This window comes from Pseudomonas sp. DR208 (genome assembly GCF_019823005.1).
Taxonomy (GTDB): Bacteria; Pseudomonadota; Gammaproteobacteria; order Pseudomonadales; family Pseudomonadaceae; genus Aquipseudomonas; species Aquipseudomonas extremorientalis.
Map to the genome: position 1 here is coordinate 833,185 of NZ_CP081944.1, position 25,322 is coordinate 858,506.

16 protein-coding genes are annotated in these 25,322 nt (G+C 61.3%); 11 read left to right on the forward strand and 5 right to left on the reverse strand.

The genetic code is table 11. The features are described from left to right. Positions 1-69: 69 nt before the first annotated feature. Complete coding sequence (gene dnaB, locus K5K89_RS03625; protein ID WP_071491667.1) at positions 70-1,467, forward strand: replicative DNA helicase; 1,398 nt, start codon at positions 70-72, stop codon at positions 1,465-1,467. A gap of 6 nt (positions 1,468-1,473) precedes the next feature. On the opposite strand, the gene K5K89_RS03630 is transcribed toward dnaB, so the two are convergent. Continuing rightward, positions 1,474-5,442 (reverse strand): dermonecrotic toxin domain-containing protein, encoded by a 3,969-nt coding sequence (locus K5K89_RS03630; protein WP_261400915.1) that lies wholly within the window; start codon positions 5,440-5,442, stop codon positions 1,474-1,476. Positions 5,443-5,648: 206 nt separating this feature from the next. Here K5K89_RS03630 and K5K89_RS03635 point away from each other — a divergent pair, with 206 nt between their 5' ends. The 6 genes from K5K89_RS03635 (at position 5,649) to K5K89_RS03660 (ending at position 16,474) form a co-directional block, all read left to right on the forward strand. Continuing rightward, positions 5,649-7,952: a YgiQ family radical SAM protein gene (locus K5K89_RS03635; RefSeq protein WP_071491665.1), complete on the forward strand. Its 2,304-nt coding sequence runs from the start codon at positions 5,649-5,651 to the stop codon at positions 7,950-7,952. Positions 7,953-8,156: 204 nt separating this feature from the next. Next, positions 8,157-9,077 (forward strand): NAD synthetase, encoded by a 921-nt coding sequence (locus tag K5K89_RS03640; protein ID WP_071491664.1) that lies wholly within the window; start codon positions 8,157-8,159, stop codon positions 9,075-9,077. Then, positions 9,074-9,523, forward strand: a complete 450-nt coding sequence (locus K5K89_RS03645) for a hypothetical protein (protein WP_222540867.1) — start codon at positions 9,074-9,076, stop codon at positions 9,521-9,523. Before K5K89_RS03640 ends, K5K89_RS03645 begins: the two co-directional genes overlap by 4 nt. Before the next feature lie 187 nt (positions 9,524-9,710). After that, positions 9,711-13,001, forward strand: coding sequence for a DUF2126 domain-containing protein (locus K5K89_RS03650; RefSeq protein ID WP_222540868.1), 3,291 nt, complete (start codon positions 9,711-9,713; stop codon positions 12,999-13,001). Between the two features lie 96 nt (positions 13,002-13,097). Continuing rightward, positions 13,098-15,584 (forward strand): circularly permuted type 2 ATP-grasp protein, encoded by a 2,487-nt coding sequence (locus tag K5K89_RS03655; protein WP_222540869.1) that lies wholly within the window; start codon positions 13,098-13,100, stop codon positions 15,582-15,584. Further along, the gene (locus K5K89_RS03660; RefSeq protein WP_222540870.1) at positions 15,584-16,474 is read left to right on the forward strand and encodes a transglutaminase N-terminal domain-containing protein; all 891 of its coding nucleotides are present in this window, start codon (positions 15,584-15,586) and stop codon (positions 16,472-16,474) included. The genes K5K89_RS03655 and K5K89_RS03660 overlap by 1 nt, the downstream gene beginning before the upstream one ends. 46 nt (positions 16,475-16,520) lie before the next feature. Here the strand turns inward: K5K89_RS03660 and K5K89_RS03665 are convergent, their stop codons facing one another. Further along, a complete protein-coding gene (locus tag K5K89_RS03665) occupies positions 16,521-16,703 on the reverse strand; it encodes a hypothetical protein (RefSeq protein WP_034105670.1) in 183 nt (60 codons plus the stop codon). A gap of 332 nt (positions 16,704-17,035) precedes the next feature. Here K5K89_RS03665 and azu point away from each other — a divergent pair, with 332 nt between their 5' ends. Continuing rightward, positions 17,036-17,482, forward strand: a complete 447-nt coding sequence (azu, locus tag K5K89_RS03670) for an azurin (RefSeq protein WP_222540871.1) — start codon at positions 17,036-17,038, stop codon at positions 17,480-17,482. A gap of 99 nt (positions 17,483-17,581) precedes the next feature. On the opposite strand, the gene nadE is transcribed toward azu, so the two are convergent. The 3 genes from nadE to K5K89_RS03685 form a co-directional block, all read right to left on the reverse strand. Beyond that, positions 17,582-18,409 carry an ammonia-dependent NAD(+) synthetase gene (nadE, locus tag K5K89_RS03675; protein WP_071491657.1) on the reverse strand — a complete coding sequence of 276 codons (828 nt, stop codon included), beginning with the start codon at positions 18,407-18,409 and terminating at the stop codon, positions 17,582-17,584. Between the two features lie 3 nt (positions 18,410-18,412). Then, positions 18,413-19,627 carry a nicotinate phosphoribosyltransferase gene (pncB, locus tag K5K89_RS03680; protein WP_065900159.1) on the reverse strand — a complete coding sequence of 405 codons (1,215 nt, stop codon included), beginning with the start codon at positions 19,625-19,627 and terminating at the stop codon, positions 18,413-18,415. Positions 19,628-19,787: 160 nt separating this feature from the next. Next, positions 19,788-20,678: a LysR family transcriptional regulator gene (locus K5K89_RS03685; RefSeq protein WP_071491656.1), complete on the reverse strand. Its 891-nt coding sequence runs from the start codon at positions 20,676-20,678 to the stop codon at positions 19,788-19,790. A 153-nt stretch (positions 20,679-20,831) separates the two neighbouring features. On the opposite strand from K5K89_RS03685, the gene K5K89_RS03690 reads away from it, so the two are divergent. From K5K89_RS03690 to K5K89_RS03700, 3 genes are all read left to right on the forward strand, one after another. Then, the gene (locus K5K89_RS03690; protein ID WP_058423442.1) at positions 20,832-22,322 is read left to right on the forward strand and encodes an aldehyde dehydrogenase family protein; all 1,491 of its coding nucleotides are present in this window, start codon (positions 20,832-20,834) and stop codon (positions 22,320-22,322) included. Positions 22,323-22,417: 95 nt separating this feature from the next. Continuing rightward, positions 22,418-23,701, forward strand: a complete 1,284-nt coding sequence (locus tag K5K89_RS03695; RefSeq protein WP_222540872.1) for an NAD(P)/FAD-dependent oxidoreductase — start codon at positions 22,418-22,420, stop codon at positions 23,699-23,701. 374 nt (positions 23,702-24,075) lie between these two features. Further along, positions 24,076-25,212, forward strand: a complete 1,137-nt coding sequence (locus K5K89_RS03700; RefSeq protein WP_222540873.1) for a branched-chain amino acid ABC transporter substrate-binding protein — start codon at positions 24,076-24,078, stop codon at positions 25,210-25,212. Positions 25,213-25,322: the final 110 nt, after the last annotated feature.

Genomic DNA, 25,322 nt, shown 5'->3' on the forward strand with positions numbered 1-25,322 from the left:
ACATCGGGCACGATCCTGTTTACAGGTCGTGCCTTTTGTTTTTCTACACACCCCAAATTCCAAGTGGCCATGAACGATATTTCAGCTCCTGAGCAATACGATCTGCAAACCGCTGCCCTGAAGGTGCCGCCGCATTCCATCGAGGCCGAACAGGCTGTGCTCGGTGGTTTGATGCTGGACAACAACGCCTGGGAACGCGTGCTGGATCAAGTCTCGGACGGTGATTTCTATCGCCATGACCACCGCCTGATCTTCCGCGCCATCGCCAAGCTGGCCGACCAGAACTCGCCGATCGACGTGGTGACCCTGGCCGAACAACTGGACAAGGAAGGCCAGACCTCCCAGGTCGGCGGCCTCGGCTACCTGGGCGAACTGGCGAAGAACACGCCGTCCGTCGCCAACATCAAGGCCTATGCCCAGATCGTTCGCCAGCGCGCCACGTTGCGCCAACTGATCGGCATCAGCACCGAGATCGCCGACAGCGCCTTCAACCCAGAAGGGCGCACCGCCGAAGAGATCCTCGACGAAGCCGAGCGCCAGATCTTCCAGATCGCCGAGGCCCGCCCGAAAACCGGCGGCCCGGTGGGCGTCAACGAGCTGTTGACCAAGGCCATCGACCGCATCGACACCCTGTTCAACACCGACGCCGCCATCACCGGTATTTCCACCGGCTACACCGACCTCGACGAGAAAACCAGCGGCCTGCAGCCCTCCGACTTGATCATCGTCGCCGGCCGTCCTTCCATGGGTAAGACCACCTTCGCGATGAACCTGGTGGAAAACGCGGTGTTGCGCAGCGACAAGACCGTGCTGGTGTACTCCCTGGAGATGCCAGGCGAATCGCTGATCATGCGGATGCTCTCGTCGCTCGGGCGTATCGACCAGACCAAGGTGCGTTCCGGCCAACTGGAAGACGACGATTGGCCGCGCCTGACCTCGGCGGTCAACCTGCTTAACGACCGCAAGCTGTTCATCGATGACACCGCCGGTATCAGCCCCTCGGAAATGCGTGCGCGTACCCGCCGCCTGGCGCGCGAGCACGGCGATATCGCCCTGATCATGATCGACTACCTGCAGTTGATGCAGATCCCCGGTTCCAGCGGCGACAGCCGGACCAACGAGATTTCCGAAATCTCCCGGTCCCTCAAGGCCCTGGCCAAGGAATTCAACTGCCCGGTGGTGGCGCTGTCCCAGCTCAACCGTTCCCTGGAGCAACGCCCCAACAAGCGCCCGGTGAACTCCGACTTGCGGGAATCCGGAGCGATCGAGCAGGACGCCGACGTCATCATGTTCGTGTATCGCGACGAGGTGTATCACCCCGAGACCGAGCACAAAGGCATTGCCGAAATCATCATCGGCAAACAGCGGAACGGCCCCATCGGCTTTATCCGCCTGGCGTTCATCGGCAAGTACACACGCTTCGAAAACCTCGCCCCGGGCAGCTACAACTTCGACGACGACGAATAACGCGCCTTACGGCCGGGCAAACAGCGCACGGATGGTGGCTTCGTCGTATTGGTAGTTCCAGCGCAACTCAGTGCCGGCGGGAATAGATTCGCTGGCAAATAATCCGGTGAGTATCATTTGATCCTGTCGGTTGCCGACCTGGGCCTGGACCCTGAATTGTGCCGCCTCAACGTTGTAGCCCGAGGCGGCCTGTCGCACCGGAACATCGGCCTCATATTCAAAAATGGTATTGATCCTCGACAACGCGTTGTCGCCGGACAGTACCGGCTGAGTGTTGAGCGCGTGGGGCGACACAGGCCTCACATCCTTGACGGCCATCAGATAAGGATCTCGGCGCGCCTTCGCCACGAAAAACGGCAGGATGTCCCCTCCATACACGCCCAGCGCTTCGCCCTTGCTCAGCGGGCGCCGCGTGATGACCGTGGCTTCGCCGATCATTGCGGCCTCCTGGGGGAATTTTTGATGAGCGGCGGTGAAGGGTAAAACCTCAAGCTTGTCTTCATACAGGCGCGCGACGTTTTCATAACCTTCCCAGCGGATGTAGGGCAGCAGCTGGTCTTTGCTGAATACCGTGCCGGACGTTAACGACTTCCCTTGGACTTGCATGAGTCGGATCCGCATGGGCTGACCATTTTCATCGCGCAGTGGGTAGCGGCCACAGTTGGCGCGGTCATAAATACGCCGATAGTTCTGGCTGTGCTGGTAGCTGCGCTCGGTGCGCATGTAGGCCAATTCCTGAGGAGTGTAGAGCGCGTCTACAGTGCCTTCCTCGGCTGATCCGTAAGAATTGGACGAGTGTGCCGACCCATACCCGTCAATGGAGTCGACGCTTTCGAGTGATGGCGCAGGCGAGCCCCCTCCGCCCGGTAACCCACCTTTGGCGGGGTCGATTTCCCAACCCCCGTTGGCGTTTTTGCGCAGATAGGGCGAATAGGCCCGGAAACGGCTACGCGCATCGACCAGTCGCCATCCCTGCGGGTCTTTTTTGATCTGGTAGTAGTTCTGCTCGTCCTGGACGTAATAGCGAAAACTTCCGTCAGGCAGTGGCGGCGCTTGAAAGGTCTGGTCAGCCAGCCTTGTCAGTTCGGCCGGAGGGGTTGGTTCGGCGAACAAGGGGTCGAGTGGCAACCCTGCCGAGGGCCGGGTTTCGAGGGTAAGGGGCTTGCCGCGCAGACGCGGAAGGCTGCTGGCCATCAGTGACTTGCCGGATTTGTGCAGGGCCTGCTCAAACGAATCCGCACCCGATTGGCGCAGCAGTGCACGGTGCTCCAAGGGGGAAAGTGTTTGCTCGATTGCGTGAGGCAGATCGGTCAGTGGGGGGGGGAGGGTATCTGGTGAGGCGTGAAGCGCGTATAGCTCGCCTTTGCGGATCAGCGTATGGCTCGAAGGGGCATCCGCGTTACCGATACTCCCCAGAAGCGGCCCCTCGGTACTGTCGTCATACACATCAATCCGGCGCGACCCAGGCCAACCGGGTATCTGCTCCAGTGTGTAAAGCATCAATTGCACGCTTTCCCGGTTGCGCAAGGTATTGAGGAAAATGCTCTCTTGCAGCTGGGCGACCTTTGCCATCTTTGTGTAGTGGTCTGCTTCTTCGAGCGATACGGGGTCCAGGCTGTCTCCCGCTTGCAAGCGTTGGCGTTTGCTTGCTGGGAGTGTGCGCTCTATCTCTTCAAGATGTCGTTTGGACAGTTGCGGCATCAGTGTGCGCAGACTTTTTTCGGTGGGTGTGACCGCGGCTTCATTGGCCGCGTTGAGTTGAGAAAACAGCCATTGTTTTTTCTGTGCGGCCTGCTTGCTCAATCTCAGGGCAAGGTTTTCGGTTTTACTGAAGTAGTCGATAGGCGAGGAGGGCAGCAGATTATTGAACGCGGTCTGAGGCATTTGCGCCTCTATGGCATGCAATAACTCGCCCTTTCTGAAACGGTCTTCGCTGACCTTGATTTCGACGTTGCCCTGACCGAACTGCATCACGGTCTGTTGCTGCTGGTCGACCACCTTCAGCCCGTAAGTGGCGGGCCATTCGGGCAGCGAGGTGAGCAGGTGGGCTTGAATCAGCGGCGAGTGAGCCGTCACGGAGGTGCCCTCGGCACGGCTCAGGTTGAAATCATTGATTTCCTGGTCCAGGTTGAAGTGTGTAACCGTATCGCATAGCAAGGGGGCAGGGCGCACCATCTCTTGATGGGCTTGGCGCAATGTGGTGCTGTCCAGCCCGCTGATCAGCAGGATGGGCTCTACGGACGGTTGGGTTATGTTGGCCGCATCTGGGCCCAGGCGCTTGATCAGTTTGAGCGTGTCCCAATCCTCTGGCGTTTCGTGCACATGGCGCCAGCCGCCGGCTTCGTTGTTCAACAGGGGAGGTGCATAAGCGTGCGGATCGCTGGGGTGTGACAACTCCCATCGTGTGCCATCGGGTGAGCGCTGAATGGCATGGGGGTGATCATCCAGTTTTAGATACGACTGCTGTTGGTATTGATAGATACCTTGTTTATCGGCAACCACGTGTTCAGGCAATGTCGCGGGGTGTTGGTAGGGTTCCAAGTCAGAGTGCCAGAGGCGCCAGCCCTGATTGCGTACCTGAACTTTCACGAGGCCCGCCGTAAAGCGTCCTGCCTTGATCACGCCGGCGGTCGCTACGGCCATGGCAACGTTATCCACCACGTCCAGCAGGTCGTCGAGCGCCTGTTGGCTATCGCCCCGGCTCCAGGCGGCAAAGCCGTTATAGACCGTGCCGATCAATTGGGCGGCGGTAACGACCAGCAGAACCTCCCCGACGATTGGCACGAAGGATGCGGCAAAGAACAGCAGGGATTTACCCAGGTCGGCATAGAACTGCAGGCGTTTTTGTCGGCTGATGGCATCAACCTGTGCCGTCGGGACCGCGACTTCGCAAGCGTCGCTTTCTATCTGGGAAAACCGTCGCAGGATGATGGCGTGGAACAGATTGCCGGTGATTTTGGTCAGGGTCAGCGGTTTGTCCAGCTGCGCTGGCTTGATTTTCCCGGGTGAGCCGATGGGCAGCCAATCAATCCACATGGGCTTTACATGCAGCAGCGATTCTCGCTGATGCACTGGGGCCAGCCGCTTGAAGAAGGCCAGGTAGTCCGGTCGCATCAGGCGTTTAACGAGTTGAGTTTCCAGGTCGTCCATCGAGGGGTGCTGGCGAAGTGCCTCGATCGGGTCTTCAGGTGTGTAGAGAAGCGGTCCGGTTTCTGCCCGGACGTCAACGATGACCAGGACGTCAGGCAACACCACTCCACCAAGCGTCAGGTGAAAGCAGTCGAAGGACACGTGGTGTCCGCGCTCGGAGAGCTCGACCAATTCTTCGTAAAGGGTTTTCGGCATCTTCTTCTTGAGGTAGGCCAGGTGCAAGGCAACGTTGAAACGCTGCTGTTCGTGCTCGCGAAAGAACCGGCGTACCGACAGATTGGTGCTGATGACCGTGCGAATATGCTTGAGGTATTGCCCGCCCAGGTCCAGTTTGCGGCAAAAACCGGCGAAGAGCGTCGCGGAAATCAACGAAGGAAATCGTGAGTCCTGGGTGATGTTGAAAAGCTCGGTCCCGGTCTCCATGCCGCCGTCCTCTGCTTCCGAAGCCTCGAAGTTCTGCAGGGCCGCCTCCAAAAGGGATTGTTCAGTGGTGCGTGCGTGGGTGCGTAGCAGCCCGAACAGGTGATGGTTTTTCCATTCGCGCACCAGGACCGAAGTCTTCGCATTCAGCAGCGTCAGGTATTCGCGGCGCAGCGCCTGCTCAAACAGCGGAAAAGCGAACGCCTCGGGGCTTTGCAGTTGCCTGAGGAGTTCTTGGATCTTGTGCCTGGATTGATTGCTCTTGAGCAGGTTGGCGCGCAGGGCTGCGCGGGTGTCTGCGGGGGAGTCGGTGAGCCAAGTGGGGAGTTGGGTCTGGATGAAGGCGGCGTGGGCGTCGGGTGTTACCAGTGGAGGCGCGGGATTACTGCTCATCTGGGTTTCCATGAAAAGGCTGGTTGAATCCTGACAGCCTATCCAGGGTGTTTCCGGGGATGGGGCTAGCGGATTAGGCCCTTGCCCCCTGCAAATCCGGCTATGAGTACCGGGGAAAAGTGATGCCAGGGTAAAAGCCGACCATTGCCGTCGGAATTGGTCAAAATTTGTGCTATATTCCGCGCCCGCGATTTTCCATCTCAACACCGGTCACCGTCATGCAAACAGCCAAGCCGTTATTTGACTATCCCAAGTACTGGGCCGAATGTTTCGGTCCAGCGCCATTCCTGCCGATGAGCAGGGAGGAGATGGATCAGCTTGGCTGGGATTCCTGCGACATCATCATCGTCACCGGTGATGCCTACGTTGACCATCCGTCGTTCGGCATGGCGATCATCGGCCGGCTGCTGGAGTCCCAGGGCTTCCGCGTCGGGATCATTGCCCAGCCGAACTGGCAGTCCAAAGACGACTTCATGAAGCTCGGCGAGCCGAACCTGTTCTTCGGCGTCGCGGCCGGCAACATGGACTCCATGATCAACCGCTATACCGCCGACAAGAAAATCCGCTCCGACGACGCCTACACCCCAGGCGGCATGGCGGGCAAACGCCCGGATCGCGCCAGCCTGGTGTACAGCCAGCGGTGCAAGGAAGCCTACAAGAACGTGCCGATCGTACTCGGCGGCATCGAAGCCTCCCTGCGTCGCATCGCCCACTACGACTACTGGCAGGACCGGGTGCGCAATTCGATCCTGATCGACGCCACCGCCGATATCCTGCTGTACGGCAACGCCGAGCGCGCCATCGTCGAAGTCGCCCAGCGTCTGTCGTGGGGCCACAAGATCGAAGACATCACCGATGTGCGCGGTACCGCGTTCATCCGTCGCGACACGCCGGCCGGCTGGTACGAAGTGGACTCCACGCGTATCGACCGTCCGGGCAAGATCGACAAGATCATCAACCCGTACGTCAACACCCAGGACACCCAGGCCTGCGCCATCGAGCAGGAAAAAGGGCCGCAGGATGATCCGGAAGAAGCCAAGGTCGTGCAGATCCTGGCCAGCCCCAAGATGACCCGCGACAAGACCGTGATCCGCCTGCCATCGGTGGAGAAAGTCCGTGGCGATGCGGTGCTCTACGCCCACGCCAACCGCGTGCTGCACCTGGAAACCAACCCAGGCAACGCTCGCGCCTTGGTGCAGAAGCACGGCGAAGTGGACGTGTGGTTCAACCCGCCACCCATTCCGATGACCACCGAAGAAATGGACTACGTGTTCGGCATGCCGTACGCCCGCGTCCCGCACCCCGCGTACGGCAAGGAAAAAATCCCGGCCTACGACATGATCCGCTTCTCGGTGAACATCATGCGTGGCTGCTTCGGCGGCTGCACTTTCTGCTCCATCACCGAGCACGAAGGCCGCATCATCCAGAACCGTTCCGAAGAGTCGATCATTCGCGAGATCGAAGAGATCCGCGACAAGGTCCCCGGCTTTACCGGCGTGATCTCCGACCTCGGCGGTCCGACCGCGAACATGTACCGCATCGCCTGCAAGAGCCCGGAAATCGAATCCGCGTGCCGCAAGCCGTCGTGCGTGTTCCCCGGTATCTGCCCGAACCTGAACACTGACCACTCGTCGTTGATCCAACTGTACCGCAGCGCCCGTGCGTTGCCGGGTGTGAAGAAGATCCTGATCGCCTCCGGCCTGCGCTACGACCTGGCCGTCGAGTCGCCGGAATACGTGAAAGAGCTGGTCACCCACCACGTCGGCGGCTACCTCAAGATCGCCCCGGAACACACCGAGGAAGGTCCGCTCAACCAGATGATGAAGCCGGGCATTGGCAGCTATGACAAGTTCAAGCGCATGTTCGAGAAGTACACCAAGGAAGCGGGCAAGGAGCAGTACCTGATTCCTTACTTCATCGCCGCCCACCCGGGTACCACCGATGAAGACATGATGAACCTGGCCCTGTGGCTCAAGGGCAACGGCTTCCGCGCCGACCAGGTACAGGCGTTCTACCCGTCGCCGATGGCCACCGCCACGGCCATGTATCACTCGGGCAAGAACCCGCTGCGCAAGGTCACCTACAAGAGCGACGCGGTAACCATCGTCAAGAGCGAAGAGCAGCGCCGCCTGCACAAGGCGTTCCTGCGCTACCACGACCCGAAAGGCTGGCCGATGCTGCGTGAGGCACTGACCCGCATGGGCCGCGCCGACCTGATCGGGCCGGGCAAGGACCAGTTGATCCCGTTGCACCAGCCGAGCACCGACAGCTACCAGAGCGCCCGTCGCAAGAACTCGACGCCGGCCGGCAGCCACAAGGTCGCCAAGGAAACCACCACCAGGATCCTCACCCAGCACACCGGCCTGCCGCCGCGCGGCAGTGACGGCAGCAACCCATGGGACAAGCGTGAACAAGCCAAGGCCGCGGCCCAGGCGCGCAACAAGCAGGCCGCCAAGGAACGCGCGGATGCGGCCAAGGGCAAGGGCGGCAAGCCTGCGCGCAAGCCGGTCGTGCCGCGTTGATCGCAGCCTGAACATGCCAGACGCCAGCCTCGTGCTGGCGTTTTGCTTTCTAGCTGTTGGGTAACCTGTTTGCTAAGGTGGCGCCCATTAGAAAGCCATCGCGGGCAAGCCCGACTCCCACAGGCGAATGCATTCCAAATGTGGGAGTGGGCTTGCCCGCGATGGGGCCCGCCTGGTCACCATCATTCTCAAGGAAGAACACTTATGGCTAACCCCCTGGCCTCCATCGGCATGGACTCCAACCGCTCGCAGTTCATGGCGCGCCAGCGCATCGAAAGCCAGATCAACCTTCCGCGCCTGTTTGCGGCCATCGACGCCGATCCAGGTATCGTTGGCGCAGGCGTCGTATACATCGACGCCGACTTCAACGTCATTACCCTGCGCGAATTCAAGCCCATCTGCAGCATCAAGCCCAAGCGCATCATTTTACGTGAAGCGCAGAAGTACATTGCGCCAACACAGTTTGCTCAACATGTCGTGAGCAATCCTCGAGAGTCGCGACTGATTGGCGAAGCCGTGAATACCGGAATCTCCTGCTTGGGGGCGGTCATCAGTTGGGCTGCGATCGCCAGTGGAACCATTCTGGTGCCTTTCAGCGCTGGCGCCAGTTCCGTCATCGTTGTAGTGGGGTATGCGGCTGCCGGCGCGAGTACGCTTCAGTGCTTTAACGGCATTGCTCGAACAGCGCTTGAGGTCGCCAAACCGGAGGTAAACGATTGGCTCGACAGTGAGGGCTGGTACCAGAATGCATCCGTTGTGCTGGACGCCGTTTCACTGGCTGGCGTAGGCGGTTCGGCCCTGACGACGGTCAAGCTGGTCAGGGCTGCCAAAGCATCGACGGGCAAGAGCCTGCGTGATGTGCTTCGCGGTTTGAATCGCCAGGAAAGAGCCAAGCTGACGAAAGAGCTGCTGAGCATCAACCATCCCAGCTTGACCGCCAAGATGCTCAAATTGCGGCAGGCGTCGGGCGAACTCACCAAGCGCTTCACCCCTACGCAGCTCAAGCACAGCACCACCACCCAGATCAAAGACGTCCTCGGCGCAACCGTAGGATTTGGCGGGAGCGCGTACTCCGGAAACGTCAATACCATCGCGATTGGGTTGTACGAGGAAATAAACGAATGAACGAGTTAATGACGCTACGCGACTTTTTCAGGCAATACTTTCTGGCGTTTATGGGCGGCGTATTTGCTGCGTGTTTTTCTTTGGCGTTGGCTGTGGCGTTGGCGTTCATCACCTATTTTCGTGATGCGCCCATTGCTCAAGTGGGGCTCAAGATCATGTCTGCCGGGGCGCTGCTCATTCTGTTGACGGTCCATAGCAACTTTATGATTTTGCGGGGCCGCCCCTCCTGGGTGTGGGTGATGGTCGGCATCTACGTCGCCTGTCTACTGTTTGTAGTTCCGATGATTCAATTCCAGCCTCACAAAATTCTTTATGGGTTGGCGCTTTTATTCCCATTGCTCGGATTATTGACACTTAACAGCAAGGTTCAACGAGAGATGCGCCAGAAGCTGCTTGAAATACGCCACCTGCGCCAAGCCGTGATCGCCAAGCGCAAAACCGGCTGATTGGGTAGATTCCCCACCCACCTTCACACCTGCGCCACAAATATGTGCGTCACATGCACCAGAGCATCGCCGTTGGCGCCGTTTTGGTGCTGTACTGCACCGGGTCCCACGATAAAGCGCAATGACCGCCGCTCTGGCATAAGTCTTGCGCGCTTTGTGTCCATGCCCTGGCTCGCAGGAGGCCGCCGTGTCGATTCATGTCGCGTTGCACCACGTTACGCATTACCGCTACGACCGTGCTGTCGAACTCGGCCCGCAGATTGTACGGTTGCGTCCGGCCGCCCATAGCCGCACGCGGATTCTGTCCTACGCGCTGAAAGTGCTGCCCGAGCAGCATTTCATCAATTGGCAGCAAGACCCCCAGGGCAATTACCTGGCGCGGTTGGTGTTCCCGGAAAAGACCGATGAGCTGCGCATCGAGGTCGATCTGGTTGCCGAGATGGCGGTGTTCAACCCGTTCGACTTTTTCCTTGAACCCTACGCCGAAAAAATCCCCTTTAGCTATGCCGCCGATGAACAACGCGAGCTGGCGCCGTACCTGGAAACCCTGCCGCTGACGCCGAAGTTCGCCGCGTACCTTGCGGGCATCGACCGTACGCCGTTGCCGGCCGTGGATTTCCTGGTGGGCCTCAACCAGCGCCTGGCGGCCGACATCGGCTACCTGATCCGCATGGAACCGGGCGTGCAGACACCGGAATTCACCTTGGAAAACGCCTCCGGCTCCTGCCGTGATTCGGCCTGGCTGCTGGTGCAATTGCTGCGCAACCTGGGCTTGGCGGCGCGGTTTGTGTCTGGCTATCTGATCCAGTTGACCGCCGACGTCAAAGCCCTCGACGGCCCGTCCGGCACCGAAGTGGACTTCACCGACCTGCACGCGTGGTGCGAAGTGTATTTGCCCGGTGCCGGTTGGATCGGCCTGGACGCCACCTCCGGGCTGTTCGCCGGTGAAGGGCATATCCCGTTGGCCTGTAGTCCCGATCCCTCGTCTGCCGCGCCGATCAGTGGGCTGGTGGAACCCTGCGAGTGTGAATTCACCCACGAAATGTCTGTAGAGAGGATTTGGGAGGCCCCACGGGTCACCAAGCCCTACACCGAGGAACAGTGGCTGGCGATCCAGGCACTGGGACGGCAGATCGATGGCGACCTGCTCAAGGACGATGTCCGCCTGACCATGGGCGGCGAGCCGACCTTTGTCTCCATCGACGATCCCGACGGCGCCGAATGGAACACCGCCGCCCTCGGCCCGGACAAACGCCGCCTGTCCGCCGAGCTGTTCCAGCGCATGCGCAAGCACTACGCGCCCAAAGGGCTGGTGCACTTCGGCCAGGGCAAGTGGTACCCCGGCGAGCAACTGCCGCGCTGGTCGCTCAACTGCTACTGGCGCCGTGACGGCGTGCCGATCTGGCACAACAGCGCGTTGATCGCCGATGAGCGAGAGGATTACGGTGCGGACGGCGTGATGGCCGGGCGTTTCCTGGCCAGCGTCGCCGAGCGCCTTAAGCTGCCGGCACGCTTTGTGTTCCCGGCCTTCGAAGACAATTTCTACTACCTGTGGCGCGAAGGTGCGCTGCCGCAGAACGTCACTGCCCAGGACCCGCGCCTGGGCGATGAGCTGGAGCGCGAACGCCTGCGCAAGGTGTTCGCCCAGGGCCTGGATAAAATCATCGGGCAAGTACTGCCGCTGGCGCGTACGCCTGCCAATGATCGTTGGCAGAGTGGGCGCTGGTACCTGCGCGATAACCACTGCCGTTTGGTGCCGGGAGATTCTCCCCTGGGCTATCGCCTGCCGTTGGCTTCGCAGCCGTGGGTGACGGCGGCCGAGTATCCGTTTGTGCACCCGACGGACCCTAACCAGGATCAGCCCGAGCTGCCGTCCACCGCCCAACTGCAAAGCCATGGCGAACCTGCGCCGAGTGATGAGCGCGTGCCCAAGGTGGACGAGTCCGCCGACTGGCTGACCCGCACCGCACTGTGCGCCGAAGCGCGGGAAGGGCGGCTCTATCTGTTCATGCCGCCGCTGGAGCGCGTCGAGGACTATCTGGAACTGGTGGCGGCCATCGAAGCCACCGCTGAAGAACTGCACTGCCCGGTCTTGCTCGAAGGCTACGAGCCACCGGCCGATTCGCGCCTGAGCAACTTTCGCGTCACGCCGGACCCGGGTGTGATCGAGGTCAACGTGCAGCCATCCGCCTCTTGGGACGAGTTGGTGGAGCGCACCGAGTTCCTCTACGAAGAGGCGCGGCAAACCCGCCTGACCACCGAGAAATTCATGATCGACGGGCGCCACACCGGCACCGGTGGCGGTAACCATTTCGTGCTCGGTGGCGCCACGCCCAAGGATTCGCCGTTCCTGCGTCGCCCCGATCTGCTGCGCAGCTTGATCAGCTACTGGCACAACCATCCTTCGTTGTCCTACCTGTTTTCCGGCCTGTTCATCGGCCCGACCTCCCAGGCGCCTCGGGTGGACGAGGCGCGCAACGATGCGCTGTATGAGCTGGAAATCGCCTTCGCGCAAATGCCTGCTCCCGGCGAAGAATGCCCGCCCTGGCTGGTCGACCGCCTGCTGCGCAACCTGCTGATCGACGTGACCGGCAACACTCACCGCGCCGAATTCTGCATCGACAAACTCTACTCACCGGATGGCGCTACCGGCCGCCTGGGCCTGCTGGAACTGCGTGCATTCGAGATGCCGCCCCATGCACGCATGAGCCTGACCCAACAACTGCTGCTGCGTGCGTTGGTCGCGCGCTTCTGGCGCGAGCCCTATGCACCGTCGAAGCTGGCGCGCTGGGGCACCGAGTTGCACGACCGTTTCCTGCTGCCGCACTTTATCGAGCAGGATTTTGCCGATGTGATCGTCGAGCTCAACGCAGCCGGCTACCCGCTGCGCGCCGAGTGGTTTGCCGCGCACCTGGAGTTCCGTTTTCCCAAGGTGGGCGACTACGCCGTCAGCGGTATCGAGCTGGAACTGCGCCAGGCCCTGGAGCCCTGGCATGTACTGGGCGAAGAGGGCGCGGTGGGCGGTACGGTGCGCTATGTGGATTCGTCGCTGGAGCGCCTGCAAGTCAAGTTGACCGGGCTGCCACCGCAACGCTACCTGCTGACCTGCAACGGCATCCCGGTGCCGCTGCAGGCGACCGGGCGCGTCGGTGAGTTTGTCGCCGGCGTGCGTTATCGCGCCTGGCAACCGGCCAACTGCCTGCAACCGACCATCCCGGTGCATGCGCCCTTGGTGTTCGATCTGCTGGATACCTGGATGCAGCGCTCGTTGGGCGGCTGCCAGTACCACGTTGCCCATCCGGGTGGACGCAATTACGACAGCTTGCCGGTAAATGCCAATGAGGCGGAGAGCCGGCGGATGGCGCGGTTTTTCCGGCTTGGGCATAGCCCCGGCAAGCTTCCCGTACCGACGGTAACCGTCAACGATGAATTACCGATGACCCTGGATATGCGGCGTTTCCCCAATAAAAATGACTGAACACTGTTTAAGTGTGGGAGAGGGCAAGCCCCCTCCCACAGTGGATTGCAGTGAATTTGAGTTAATCTGAGCCCCCTTGTCCCTGCCGAGCGTTCCATGTCCGACTTGCTCGACCGTTACCCGCTGACCGCGGGCACTTATCACGAACTGCTGGACGACAGCGGCGCAGTGCGTGCCCATTGGCAGCGCCTGCTCGACCACCTGCAACGCAGCACGCCTGCGCAATTGGCCCAGCGCCAGGCGCTGCTGACCCGGCAGATCCAGGAAAACGGCGTGACCTACAATGTCTACGCCGACCCCAAGGGCGCCGACCGCCCCTGGGAATTGGACCTGCTGCCCCATGTGCTGGCCGCCGATGAATGGCAGCACCTGTGCGCCGGTATCGCCCAGCGTGCACGCTTGCTCAATGCCGTGCTTGCCGACCTGTATGGTCCGCAACGCTTGATCAAGCAAGGCTTGCTGCCGGCCGAGCTGGTGTTCGGGCATAACAACTTCCTGTGGCCGTGCCAGGGTATCCAGCCGCCGGACGGTGCCTTTTTGCACCTGTACGCCGTGGACCTTGCGCGCACGCCGGATGGCCGCTGGTGGGTCACCGCCGACCGGACCCAGGCGCCGTCTGGCGCCGGTTACGCGTTGGAAAACCGCACCATCGTGTCCCGCGCCTTTCCGGATCTTTACCGCGACTTGCAGGTGCAGCACCTCACCGGTTTCTTCCGCACTTTGCAGGAAACCCTGGCCCGCCAAGCGCCCGGCGATGACCAGCCGCCGTTGATCGTGCTGCTCACGCCGGGCCGGTTCAACGAAAGCTACTTCGAGCACCTTTACCTCGCCCGCCAGCTCGGCTACCCGCTGGTGGAAGGCGGCGATCTCACCGTGCGTGACAGCACGGTGTTCCTGAAAACCCTCAGCGGCCTGCGCCGGGTGCACGCGATCATGCGTCGCTTGGATGATGACTTCTGCGACCCGCTGGAACTGCGCACCGACTCCGCCCTCGGCGTACCCGGCCTGCTTGATGCGGTGCGCCAAGGCAACGTGCTGGTGGCCAATGCCTTGGGCAGCGGTGTGCTGGAGTCCCCAGGTTTGCTGGGTTTCCTGCCGAAGATCAACGAATTCCTGTTTGGCGAAGAACTGATCCTGCCGTCCATCGCCACCTGGTGGTGCGGTGAAGCGCCGGTACTGGCCGAGGCTCTGGAAAAACTGCCGGAGCTGCTGATCAAGCCTGCGTTTCCGTCGCAGAGTTTCACCCCGGTATTTGGCCGTGACCTGAATGAAGAACAGCGCGAAGCCCTGGCCGAGCGCATGCGTGCGCGGCCCTACGCGTACGTCGCCCAGGAGTTGGCGCAGCTGTCCCAGGCGCCGGTATGGCACACCGAGGATGATCATTTGCAACACCGCGCCATCGGCATGCGCGTGTACGCCGTGGCCAGCGATGACGGTTATCGCGTGTTGCCCGGCGGCCTGACACGGGTCGCCGCTGAAGCCGATGCCGAAGTGGTGTCGATGCAACGCGGCGGCGCCAGCAAGGACACCTGGGTGCTCGGTGAGCGCGCATCCGGTGGTGAACATTGGCGCGCGCAACGCGCAATCGGCGCCCATGACCTGGTACGCCGCGACCCTTATCTGCCGTCCCGCGTAGTGGAAAACCTGTTCTGGTTCGGCCGTTACTGCGAACGCTGTGACGACAGTGCGCGCTGGCTGCGCATCGTACTGGCGCGTTATGTGGACGGCGACGATCCACTGGCCTTGCAGGCCGCCGTCGAGCTGGGCGAAAACCTGCGCCTGTTGCCGGAAGAGGGCGAGTTACCGGAGCGCTTGCAGGCCGCACTATTGGGCGATGACTGGCCATCGAGCCTGCGCGCCAACCTGCAACGCTTGCAGTGGGCGGCGTCCCAGGTGCGCGGCAAGCTGTCCCGGGAGAACTGGCAGGCCCTGGTGGAGCTGCAACGCGAAGCCCTGGAGCTGGAAAGCGAGACCCCGGATTTTGGCGAATTGCTGGACTTTCTCAACCGCCTGGTGATGTCCCTGGCGGCGCTGTCCGGGTTCGCCCTGGACGACATGACCCGCGACGAAGGCTGGCGCTTTTTGATGATGGGCCGGCGCATCGAGCGCCTGCAATTCCTGAGCAGCAGCCTGGCGGCATTCCTGCGCGGCGTGGCGGTGTTCGATCAGGCTGGCTTGGAGTGGTTGTTGGAATTGGGCAACAGCAGCATCACCTATCGCTCGCGCTACCTGGCGGTGCCGCAGTTGATCCCGGTGCTCGATCTGTTGCTGCTGGATGAACAGAACCCCCATGCGGTGCTGTTCCAGCTCAAACTGGTGAGCCGCACCCTGCGCCGTCTCAACGATGACTTTGGCGTGCCGCGTGAAACCGGCCTCGGCCCGTTGGTGGAGCGCCTGGCGCGCTTCGACCTGGGCTGCCTGGAGAACCCATTGTTCGGCGAGTCCAGCGTGCGTGCCGCACTGGACGGCCTGGCCGACCTGCTGCAAGCAGTGGCCGATGAGAGTGGGCAAGTGTCGGATCGCCTGGCCTTGCGCCATTTTGCCCATGTGGATGATGTCAGCCAGCAAACGGTGTCGGTGTGATGAGTGCGCGCTACCAGATATTCCACGATACCCATTACCACTACGACAGCCCGGTGTCCCTGGCCCAGCAGCTGGCGCACCTGTGGCCACGAACGTGCGCCTGGCAGCGTTGCAGCTCGCAGCAACTGGATATCAGCCCGCAGCCGTCGTCGCGCCGCGATGAGCTGGACGTGTTCGGCAACCCCATCACCCGCCTGGCGTTCGAGCGGCCCCATGACGAACTGCTGGTGAATGCCGGGCTGACCGTGGAAGTGCTGGCGCGGCCGGTGCTGGATTTCCAGCAATCGCCGGCCTGGGACCAGACCCGCGACCGCCTGACCTACAGCAGCCAGCCGATGTCCGGTGAGCTGATCGAAGCCTGCCGCTATCGTTTCGAATCGCCCTACGTGCACTTGAAGAAAACCTTCGTCGAGTTCTCCGAAAGCTGTTTCCCGCCTGGCAAGCCGTTGCTGCTGGGCGTGCGGGCATTGATGGAGAAGATCTTCAGCGAATTCACCTTCGATGCCGAAGCCACCCAGGTGGCCACGCCGCTGGTGGAAGTGCTGGAGCGCCGTCGCGGCGTGTGCCAGGACTTCGCCCACCTGATGCTCGCCTGCCTGCGCTCCCGAGGCCTGGCGGCGCGTTACATCAGTGGCTATCTGCTCACCCAGCCACCGCCCGGCCAGCCACGGCTGATCGGCGCCGATGCGTCCCATGCGTGGGTCTCGGTGTATTGCCCGGTTTCAGGCTGGGTGGATTTTGATCCGACGAACAATGTGCAGCCGGCACTGGAGCACATCACCCTGGCCTGGGGCCGGGACTTTTCCGATGTGTCGCCGTTGCGGGGGGTGATTCTGGGGGGAGGGAGCCATGACCCGGAGGTGCGGGTGACGGTGATGCCGCTGGAATGATGGTTGATTGTGCCGAGCCGGAACAGCCGGCTCAGCACAAAGAAAATTATTCAGCCGGATCTTTTGGTGTTTCGGTCTCGTCGCTCGTTACTTCAGCATCGGCGTCCGGGTTCAGTGCGCCAGCTTCTTCGTCTGCAGCGGCTTTCTTGCGTTGCAGTTTTTCCTCTTTCTTCTGTTCCTTGGCCAAGTCTCTCTGACGTTTGGCGAAGGAGTAATTAGGTTTGGCCATGGGCGATCCTCTAAGGTCGAAGGTGAGGGTGGCGGCGCGCAGCTGCCTTGGGACGACATGGTAGCAGCTTCAAGGTGCGCTTGGCCTTCACTTACCGCAGGCGTAGGCGGCCAGCAGGCCGTTGAACAGTTGATTGAGGTGCATGGCTCGGACTCCAGTGGGTGATGGGCCGATCATAATCAGCGTGCGGCACTTTGGCTGGTTGATTGTGTCGATAAGTCTGATAGCCTAAAGTTGTATACAATCTGTTGATTCAGGTCATAAGAATTTCTGCCTGCTTCAGGCACCCTTGTCGCATTACGCGTTTTTTAAACCCTGCCTTGGAGATTCACATGTTTGCCAAACTCGTTGCTGTTTCCCTGCTGACTCTGGCAAGTGGCCAGTTGCTTGCTGCAGAGTGCAAGGTCACTGTCGACTCCACCGACCAAATGTCCTTCAACACCAAAGCCATCGAAATCGATAAGAGCTGCAAGACATTCACCGTCGAGCTGACGCACTCCGGCAACCTGCCGAAAAACGTCATGGGCCACAACTGGGTGCTGACCAGCGCCGCCGACATGCAGCCGGTTGCCACTGACGGCATGGCCGCCGGTATCGACAAGAACTACCTGAAAGAGGGCGACACGCGCATCATCGCCCACACCAAGATCATCGGTGCTGGCGAGAAAGACTCGGTGACCTTCGATGTGTCGAAGCTGGCCGCCGGGACTGACTACGCGTTCTTCTGCTCGTTCCCAGGCCACATCTCGATGATGAAAGGCACTGTGACCGTCAAGTAACACCGCATCACCGTTCATCGGGGGCAAGCCCCCTCCCACATTTGGATGTGTTCACAAATCAAAGTGTGGGAGGGGGCTTGCCCCCGATGGCGTCCTACCTCACGGCGCAAACGGCATGACCCGCTTGTGCTCCGTCTTGCGATACGTCTCGCAGATAATCCTGAACGCTTCCTCACGCACCGGCTCGCCGTGCAGGAACGCATCGATCTCCGCGTAGGTCACGCCATGTGACGCTTCATCCGGCTTGCCCGGCGACAGGTCTTCCAGGTCCGCAGTCGGTACTTTTTCCACCAACGACTCCGGCGCCCCGAAGTACCGCGCAATCGCACGCACCTGGTTCTTCACCAGCCCGCTCAACGGTGCCAAATCGCAGGCCCCATCACCGAACTTGGTGAAAAAGCCCATCACCGCTTCCGCCGCATGGTCGGTGCCGATCACCAAGCCACCGGTCGCGCCCGCGATGGTGTACTGCGCCACCATGCGCATGCGCGCCTTGGTGTTGCCCAGCACGAAATCGCGGGACACCGCCGCCTTGCCTTCGAACGCCGCCACTTCATTGGCCAGGGCTTTGACCGCCGGGCCGATGTTCACAGTGTGGCGCTCGTCCGGCTCGATAAAGTCCACCGAGGCCGTGGCGTCGATTTCGTCGAACTGGGTTTCGTAGGGCAGGCGCACCGCGATAAAGCGGTAGGCCTCATCACCGGTATTTTCACGCAGCTCTTTCACCGCGCGTTGGGCCAACAGGCCGGCGGTCAGGGAGTCGACACCACCGCTGATGCCCAGCACCAGCGCCTTGAGCCCGGCATTGCGCAGGCAATCCTGGATAAACCCCACGCGACGGGCAACCTCGGCCTCAAGTGCGGCCTGGTCGTTGAACGGCGCTTGGACCTTGAGCTGCTGCGCAATCTCACGCTGTACGGCTTGCATGGTTCACTCCTTGCTGGATAGGGCAGGTACTTTGAAAACGTGGCGCAAATAGGCGACGAAATTCGGGTCGGTGCAGTGGGTCTTGCCCGCTTCATCGGAGATCTTCGCGACGGGCTGGCCATTGCAGGCGGTCATTTTAAGCACGATGCTCATCGGCTCGACACCCGGGATGTCGCAGGTCAGGTTGGTGCCGATGCCAAAGCTCACATTGATCCGACCACGCAGTGCGCGGAATATTTCCAGGGCCTTGGGCAGCGACAGACTGTCGGAGAACACCAGGGTCTTGCTCATCGGCTCGATGCCGAGCTTGTGGTAGTGGGCGATGGCTTTTTCCGCCCACTGCACCGGGTCGCCGGAGTCGTGGCGCAGGCCGTCGAACAGCTTGGCGAAGTACAAGTCGAAGTCGCCGAGGAACGCGTCGGTGGTGATGCAGTCGGTCAGGGCGATGCCCAGCAGGCCACGGTATTCGCGGACCCAGCAGTCCAGCGCGGCGATCTGGCTGTCGATCAGGCGTGGGCCGAGTTGCTGGTGGGCCATGATCCATTCGTGGGCCATGGTGCCCAGCGGCTTCATGTCGAATTCGCGGGCCAGGTGCACGTTGCTGGTGCCGACAAAGCGCCCGGGGAAGTCATGCTTGAGCACACTGACCACTTCTTCCTGCACCCGGTACGAGAAGCGCCGGCGCGTGCCGAAGTCGGCCACTTGCAGCTCGGACAGCTCGTCGCTGCTGGCGTTGGCGGTCAGCCAGTCGAACTTGCGGTACAACTGCTCGCGGGCCTGTTCGAGGATCACCGTCTGGTAGCGGTAGCGGTTACGCACTTCGCTGACGATGGCCAGCATCGGCACTTCAAACAGAATCACATGCAGCCACGGCCCGCGCAGGCGGATGAACAGCTCACCGTTCTCGATGCCGGTCTGCACGTAGCGCAGGTTGAAGCGGAACAGCCCGAGAAAGCGCAAAAAATCCGGCTTCATGAAGCTGATGCGCTCCAGGAAACCCAGTTGGTCGGGGCTCAGGCTCAGCTCGGCAAGACGTTCGATCTGGTAGCGGATCTCGGCCAGGTACGGGCGCAGGTCTTCGCTGTTACGGCAACGGAACTCCCATTCAACTTCCACGTTGGGGTAGTTGTGCAGCACCGCCTGCATCATGGTCAGCTTGTAGAAGTCGGTGTCGAGCAAGTTCTGCACGATGCGATCGGCAAACACACTCTCGCTCATAACGGGAATCTCCAGACGGGACGGCGATGGGCGCCGACCTTTACGCACAATTAAGGAAGGGGGCTAGTGGCGCATAGACCTGTGGGGTTTTGCCAGTGATTTTTTCAGTGGGACCACTGACCTCATCGAGGGCTTGCCCCCGATGGCGGTATTCCAGGCACTAAATGACCTGTTCCATCATCCACTTCACAAAATCACGCACCTTGGGCACCTCCGCTGAATGCTCCGGGTAGGCCAGGTAATACGCGTCCTGGCTCGGCATCGCATGCTGCCAGGGGATCACCAGCTTGCCGTCGGCCAGTTCCTCTTCCACCAGGAAGCGCGGCAGCAAGGCCACGCCGCAGCCCACCTGCGCCGCCCGAATGCACATATAGAAGGTGTCAAAGCGCGGCCCATGGTAGCTGTGTTCGGTCTGGTAACCCTGGCTGGCGAACCAGTCATGCCAGCCCTGGGGCCGCGAGGCGTTTTGCAGCAGGACCAGGCCGCTCAGTTGCGTGGGGTCACTCAAAGGCTGCGCCGGCAGGCTTTCCGGCGCACACACCGGTACCAGCTCTTCGCTGAACAATTTCAGACTCTCGGTACCGGGGCGTGAGCCCTGGCCGAAGTAGAAGGCCATGTCGGCCTTGCCTTGCAGCAGTTCGTCCGGCTCCTGCTCGTTGCACAGGTCCAGGTGGATCTGCGGGTGACGCAGGCGCCAGCCCTTGAGGCGCGGCACCAGCCAGCGCGCGCCGAAGGTGTAGGGCGTGGACACGCGCAATACTTCGGTCTCGCCGCCGTAGGAACGCAGGTAGTGGGTGGACATCTCCACCTGGGTGAGGATCTTGCGCACTTCCACCAGGTACAGGTCGCCTGCCGGAGTCATCTGCAAACGGCGGCGCACCCGGCGAAACAGCAGGTGTTGCAACAGTTCTTCCAACTGCGCCACCTGTTTGCTCACGGCGCTCTGGGTGAGGTTCAGCTCCTCGGCGGCGCGGGTAAAGCTCAGGTGGCGGGTGGCGGCTTCGAAGCACTGCAGGGCAGTGATCGAGGGCAAATGTCTTTTGTTCAGCACGGCACGCCTCTTTTTATTCTTTGCATGAATAAACGGAATGATATCTCGCCTAATCGTCGTTTGTTGGCAAGTCTTGGGCCAGCTACAAATAAGGCCTGGATCGCCGTGTGTGTGACGGTGCGAATTTTCTGTTTGAAATTGAAGGAGTGACCCATGGTTGCCGCATTGCTTGATCGTCTCGGGGTAAACCCGGCGTTGTACCAGTCGGGTAAACAACCTGTGCATTCGCCGATCGATGGCAGCCGTATCGGCAGTGTGCACTGGGAGGGCGCCGCCGAGGTGGAGCAGCAGGTCAGTCGCGCCGAGCATGCATTCGAGGCCTGGCGCAAAGTGCCGGCACCGCGCCGTGGCGAATTGGTGCGCCAGTTCGGTGATGTGTTGCGCGAATACAAGGCCGACCTGGGCGAGCTGGTGTCCTGGGAAGCCGGCAAGATCACCCAGGAAGGCCTGGGCGAAGTGCAGGAAATGATCGACATTTGCGACTTCGCCGTCGGCCTGTCGCGCCAGTTGTACGGCTTGACCATCGCCTCCGAGCGTCCGGGCCACCACATGCGTGAAACCTGGCACCCGCTGGGTGTGGTCGGCGTGATCAGTGCCTTCAACTTCCCGGTGGCGGTGTGGGCGTGGAACACCGCCCTGGCGCTGGTGTGCGGCAACGCGGTGATCTGGAAACCCTCGGAAAAGACCCCGCTCACCGCCCTGGCCTGCCAGGCACTGTTCGAGCGCGTGCTGAAAAAATTCGATGGTGCCCCGCAGTACCTGAGCCAAGTGATCATCGGTGGCCGTGACGCCGGTGCCGCGCTGGTGGACGACCCGCGTGTCGCCCTGATCAGCGCCACCGGCAGCACGCGCATGGGCCGCGAAGTGGCACCGAAAGTCGCCGCGCGCTTCGCCCGCAGCATCCTGGAACTTGGCGGCAACAACGCGATGATCCTCGGCCCAAGCGCCGACCTGGACATGGCCGTGCGCGCCATCCTGTTCAGCGCCGTTGGTACCGCCGGTCAGCGTTGCACCACACTGCGCCGCCTGATCGCCCATGAATCGGTCAAGGAAGAAATCGTCACTCGCCTCAAGGCGGCCTATTCCAAGGTGCGCATCGGCCACCCACTGGAAGGCAACCTGATCGGCCCGCTGATCGACAAGCACGGCTTCGACGCTATGCAGGACGCGCTGGAGCAGGCCCTGAGCGAAGGCGGCAAGGTGTTTGGCGGCAAGCGCCAGTTGGAAGACAAGTTCCCGAATGCCTACTACGTGTCACCGGCGATTGTGGAAATGCCCGAGCAAAGCGATGTGGTGTGCACCGAGACCTTCGCGCCGATTCTCTACGTGGTCGGCTACACCGACTTCGCCGAGGCGCTGCGCCTGAACAACGCCGTGCCGCAAGGCTTGTCGTCGTGCATCTTCACCACTGACGTGCGTGAAGCCGAGCAGTTCATGTCGGCGGTGGGCAGCGACTGCGGCATCGCCAACGTCAACATCGGCCCGAGCGGCGCGGAAATCGGCGGCGCGTTCGGTGGCGAGAAAGAGACCGGCGGCGGGCGCGAGTCGGGGTCGGACGCGTGGCGCGGGTACATGCGTCGCCAGACCAATACCGTGAACTACTCGCTGGAGTTGCCGCTGGCACAGGGCATCACGTTTGACTGATCCTGCTGGCCGGAATGGGATCAACATGTGGGAGGGGGCAAGCCCCCTCCCACATTGACCGAGCTGTTTGTTAGGTTTCATCACGGAGTCTGGCAATGCCATTACGCGAAACATGTTTGTGGGAACACCTCACCCCCAGCCGGCCGGATCGCGCTGGGCTCAACGGCGAGGTCAAGGTGGATGTGTGCGTGATCGGCGCCGGCATTACCGGTCTGTCGGCGGCCATTCATTTGCTGGAACAGGGTAAAAGCGTGGCCGTGCTGGAGGCGCATCGCACTGGTCATGGCGGTTCGGGGCGCAACGTGGGGCTGGTCAACGCCGGGATGTGGATCCCGCCGGACGAGATCGAAGCCGGTTTCGGCGAGGCGGTGGGCAGCCAGCTCAACCGCATGCTGGGCGCGGCCCCCTCGCTGGTGTTCAGCCTGATCGACAAATACAACATCGATTGCCAATTGCGCCGTGAAGGCACCTTGCACATGGCGCACAACGCCCGTGGCGAGGCGGATCTGCGCAGTCGTGAAGAACAATGGAAGCGTCGTGGCGCACCGGTGGAACTGCTCACCGGCCAGGCCTGCGAGCAGGCTACCGGTACCAAAAAGATTGCCGCCGCCTTGCTGGACCGGCGTGCCGGCACCCTGAACCCGATGGCTTACACCAGCGGCCTCGCCAATGCTGCCGCCGGGCTGGGCGGGCAGTTGTTCGATCATTCACCGGTTACTCAACTTGAGCGCCAAGGTGCGCACTGGTCGGTGCAGACCGCCCAGGGCTCATTGCAGGCTGCACAGGTGGTCATCGCCTCCAACGCCTATACAGAAGGCGAATGGACCGAGCTGCGGCGCAACTTTTTCCCCGGTTACTACTACCAGGTCGCGTCGGCCCCGCTGACAGACGAAGCCGCCCAACAGATTTTGCCCGGCGGCCAAGGCTCCTGGGATACGCGCCAGGTGCTGAGCAGCATCCGCCGCGACGCTGACGGTCGCTTGCTACTCGGCAGCCTGGGCAACGGCAACCAGAAACCTACCTGGTTCCTCAAGGCGTGGGCTGATCGGGTGCAGCAGCATTACTTCCCGTACCTCAAATCGGTGCAGTGGGAGTACACCTGGACCGGCTGCATCGCCTTCACCCCGGACCACTTGATGCGCCTGTTCGAGCCCGCTCCGGGCCTTGTGGCCGTAACGGGCTATAACGGTCGTGGCGTGACCACCGGCAGCGTGGTCGGCAAGGCGTTTGCCGACTACTTGTGTCACCAGAATCCCCAGGCTTTACCGATTCCCTTCGCGCCCATGCAACCGCTGTCTGGGGTAGGGCTGCGTAGCTGTCTGTATGAAGCAGGATTTTCGCTGTATCACGCCGGCCAATGCCTCAGGATCGTGATCTGATCAGCGAAATACCGCTCAAAAGCCTGCATTTTCTTAGCAGGCTACTAATCTGTATTGGTGCAAGTCGTAGCAATCACGCACTGTAAATGTGCAGTTCCGTTACGCAGGTTGTTACAGCTGTAGGAACTGTCGTTTATAGCTCTGGTTGCAGGTGCGACCCGTCGAGGTTGTACTTTTTCGGCCTGTCGGTTGCACCTCTGGGCGCTAGAGGGTTGCACGTCCTGGCGAACGGAGCCGAAACGCCTGCAATAACAATGACACCGTGTCTTTTTGAAGAATAAAAACCTAATGGCACGCGCTTTGCTCTGGGCTTTCAGTGAAAAGTTTGAACGCAAGTTGTCGTGCCAAAAATCAAAAATATCGGAGCACCACTCATGTCCCAGACGTTTTACAAGAAAGGTTTTCTGGCCCTCGCCGTTGCAGCGGCGCTGGGTGTTTCTACGTTTGTTCAAGCTGATGTGAAGATTGGCGTAGCGGGCCCGATGACGGGTGCCAACGCGGCTTTTGGTGAGCAGTACATGAAGGGTGCCCAGGCGGCAGCCGATGTGATCAACAAGGCCGGTGGCATCAACGGCGAGAAAATCGTGCTGGTGGCTGGCGACGACGCTTGCGAACCCAAGCAAGCCGTGGCCGTGGCCAACCGTCTGGCGGACCAGGACAAAGTGATCGGCGTGGTCGGCCACTTCTGTTCCTCCAATACCATCCCGGCGTCCGAGGTGTACGACGAAGCGGGCATCATCGCAATCACCCCTGGCTCCACCAACCCACAGGTGACTGAACGCGGCCTGGGCGCCATGTTCCGTATGTGCGGGCGTGACGACCAGCAAGGCATCGTGGCCGGCGACTACATCGTTGATGTGCTCAAGGGCAAGAAGGTCGCGGTCATCAACGACAAGGACACCTACGGCAAAGGCCTGGCCGACGCCACCGCTGCCCAGTTGACCAAGCGCGGCGTCAAGCCGGTGCTGGAAGAAGGCCTGACCCGTGGCGAGAAAGACTTCAGCGCCCTGGTCACCAAGATCCGCTCCACCGGTGCCGACGTCGTGTACTTCGGCGGCCTGCACCCGGAAGCCGGTCCACTGGTTCGCCAGATCCGTGAAGCGGGTCTGAAAGACGTGAAGTTCATGTCCGATGACGGCGTGGTCACCGACGAACTGGTTGCTACCGCGGGCGGTAAGCAATATGTCGACGGCGTGTACATGACCTTCGGCGCCGACCCGCGCCTGCTGCCGGACAGCAAGGCCGTAGTGGAAGAGTTCCGCAAAAACGGCACCGAGCCCGAAGGCTACACCCTGTACGCCTACGCGTCGGTCCAGGTCCTGGCCGCCGGCTTCAACGGCGCCAAGTCCAACAAGGGCGAAGACGCCGCCAAGTGGCTCAAGGCTCACCCGGTGAAAACCGTCATGGGCGAAAAAGCCTGGGACTCCAAGGGCGACCTGAAAATCTCCGACTACGTGGTTTACCAGTGGGATAAAGACGGCAAATACCACCAGCTGGAAAAACAGAAGTAATCCAGAACACCACAGCTCCAATGTGGGAGGGGGCTTGCCCCCTCCCACAGGAGATCGTGTTGTTATCAATATCTGTCTTTTCCTCCAGAAGCGCCGCGCACCTCCCGGTG

Coding starts and splice junctions, on each gene's coding strand:
- K5K89_RS03635 (WP_071491665.1), top strand. CDS start 5,649: ATGCAAACAGCCAAGCCGTTATTTGACTATCCCAAGTACTGGGCCGAA.
- K5K89_RS03695 (WP_222540872.1), top strand. CDS start 22,418: ATGCCATTACGCGAAACATGTTTGTGGGAACACCTCACCCCCAGCCGG.
- K5K89_RS03640 (WP_071491664.1), top strand. CDS start 8,157: ATGGCTAACCCCCTGGCCTCCATCGGCATGGACTCCAACCGCTCGCAG.
- pncB (WP_065900159.1), bottom strand. CDS start 19,627: ATGAGCGAGAGTGTGTTTGCCGATCGCATCGTGCAGAACTTGCTCGAC.
- nadE (WP_071491657.1), bottom strand. CDS start 18,409: ATGCAAGCCGTACAGCGTGAGATTGCGCAGCAGCTCAAGGTCCAAGCG.
- K5K89_RS03655 (WP_222540869.1), top strand. CDS start 13,098: ATGTCCGACTTGCTCGACCGTTACCCGCTGACCGCGGGCACTTATCAC.
- K5K89_RS03665 (WP_034105670.1), bottom strand. CDS start 16,703: ATGGCCAAACCTAATTACTCCTTCGCCAAACGTCAGAGAGACTTGGCC.
- K5K89_RS03700 (WP_222540873.1), top strand. CDS start 24,076: ATGTCCCAGACGTTTTACAAGAAAGGTTTTCTGGCCCTCGCCGTTGCA.
- K5K89_RS03690 (WP_058423442.1), top strand. CDS start 20,832: ATGGTTGCCGCATTGCTTGATCGTCTCGGGGTAAACCCGGCGTTGTAC.
- azu (WP_222540871.1), top strand. CDS start 17,036: ATGTTTGCCAAACTCGTTGCTGTTTCCCTGCTGACTCTGGCAAGTGGC.
- dnaB (WP_071491667.1), top strand. CDS start 70: ATGAACGATATTTCAGCTCCTGAGCAATACGATCTGCAAACCGCTGCC.
- K5K89_RS03660 (WP_222540870.1), top strand. CDS start 15,584: ATGAGTGCGCGCTACCAGATATTCCACGATACCCATTACCACTACGAC.
- K5K89_RS03645 (WP_222540867.1), top strand. CDS start 9,074: ATGAACGAGTTAATGACGCTACGCGACTTTTTCAGGCAATACTTTCTG.
- K5K89_RS03630 (WP_261400915.1), bottom strand. CDS start 5,442: ATGGAAACCCAGATGAGCAGTAATCCCGCGCCTCCACTGGTAACACCC.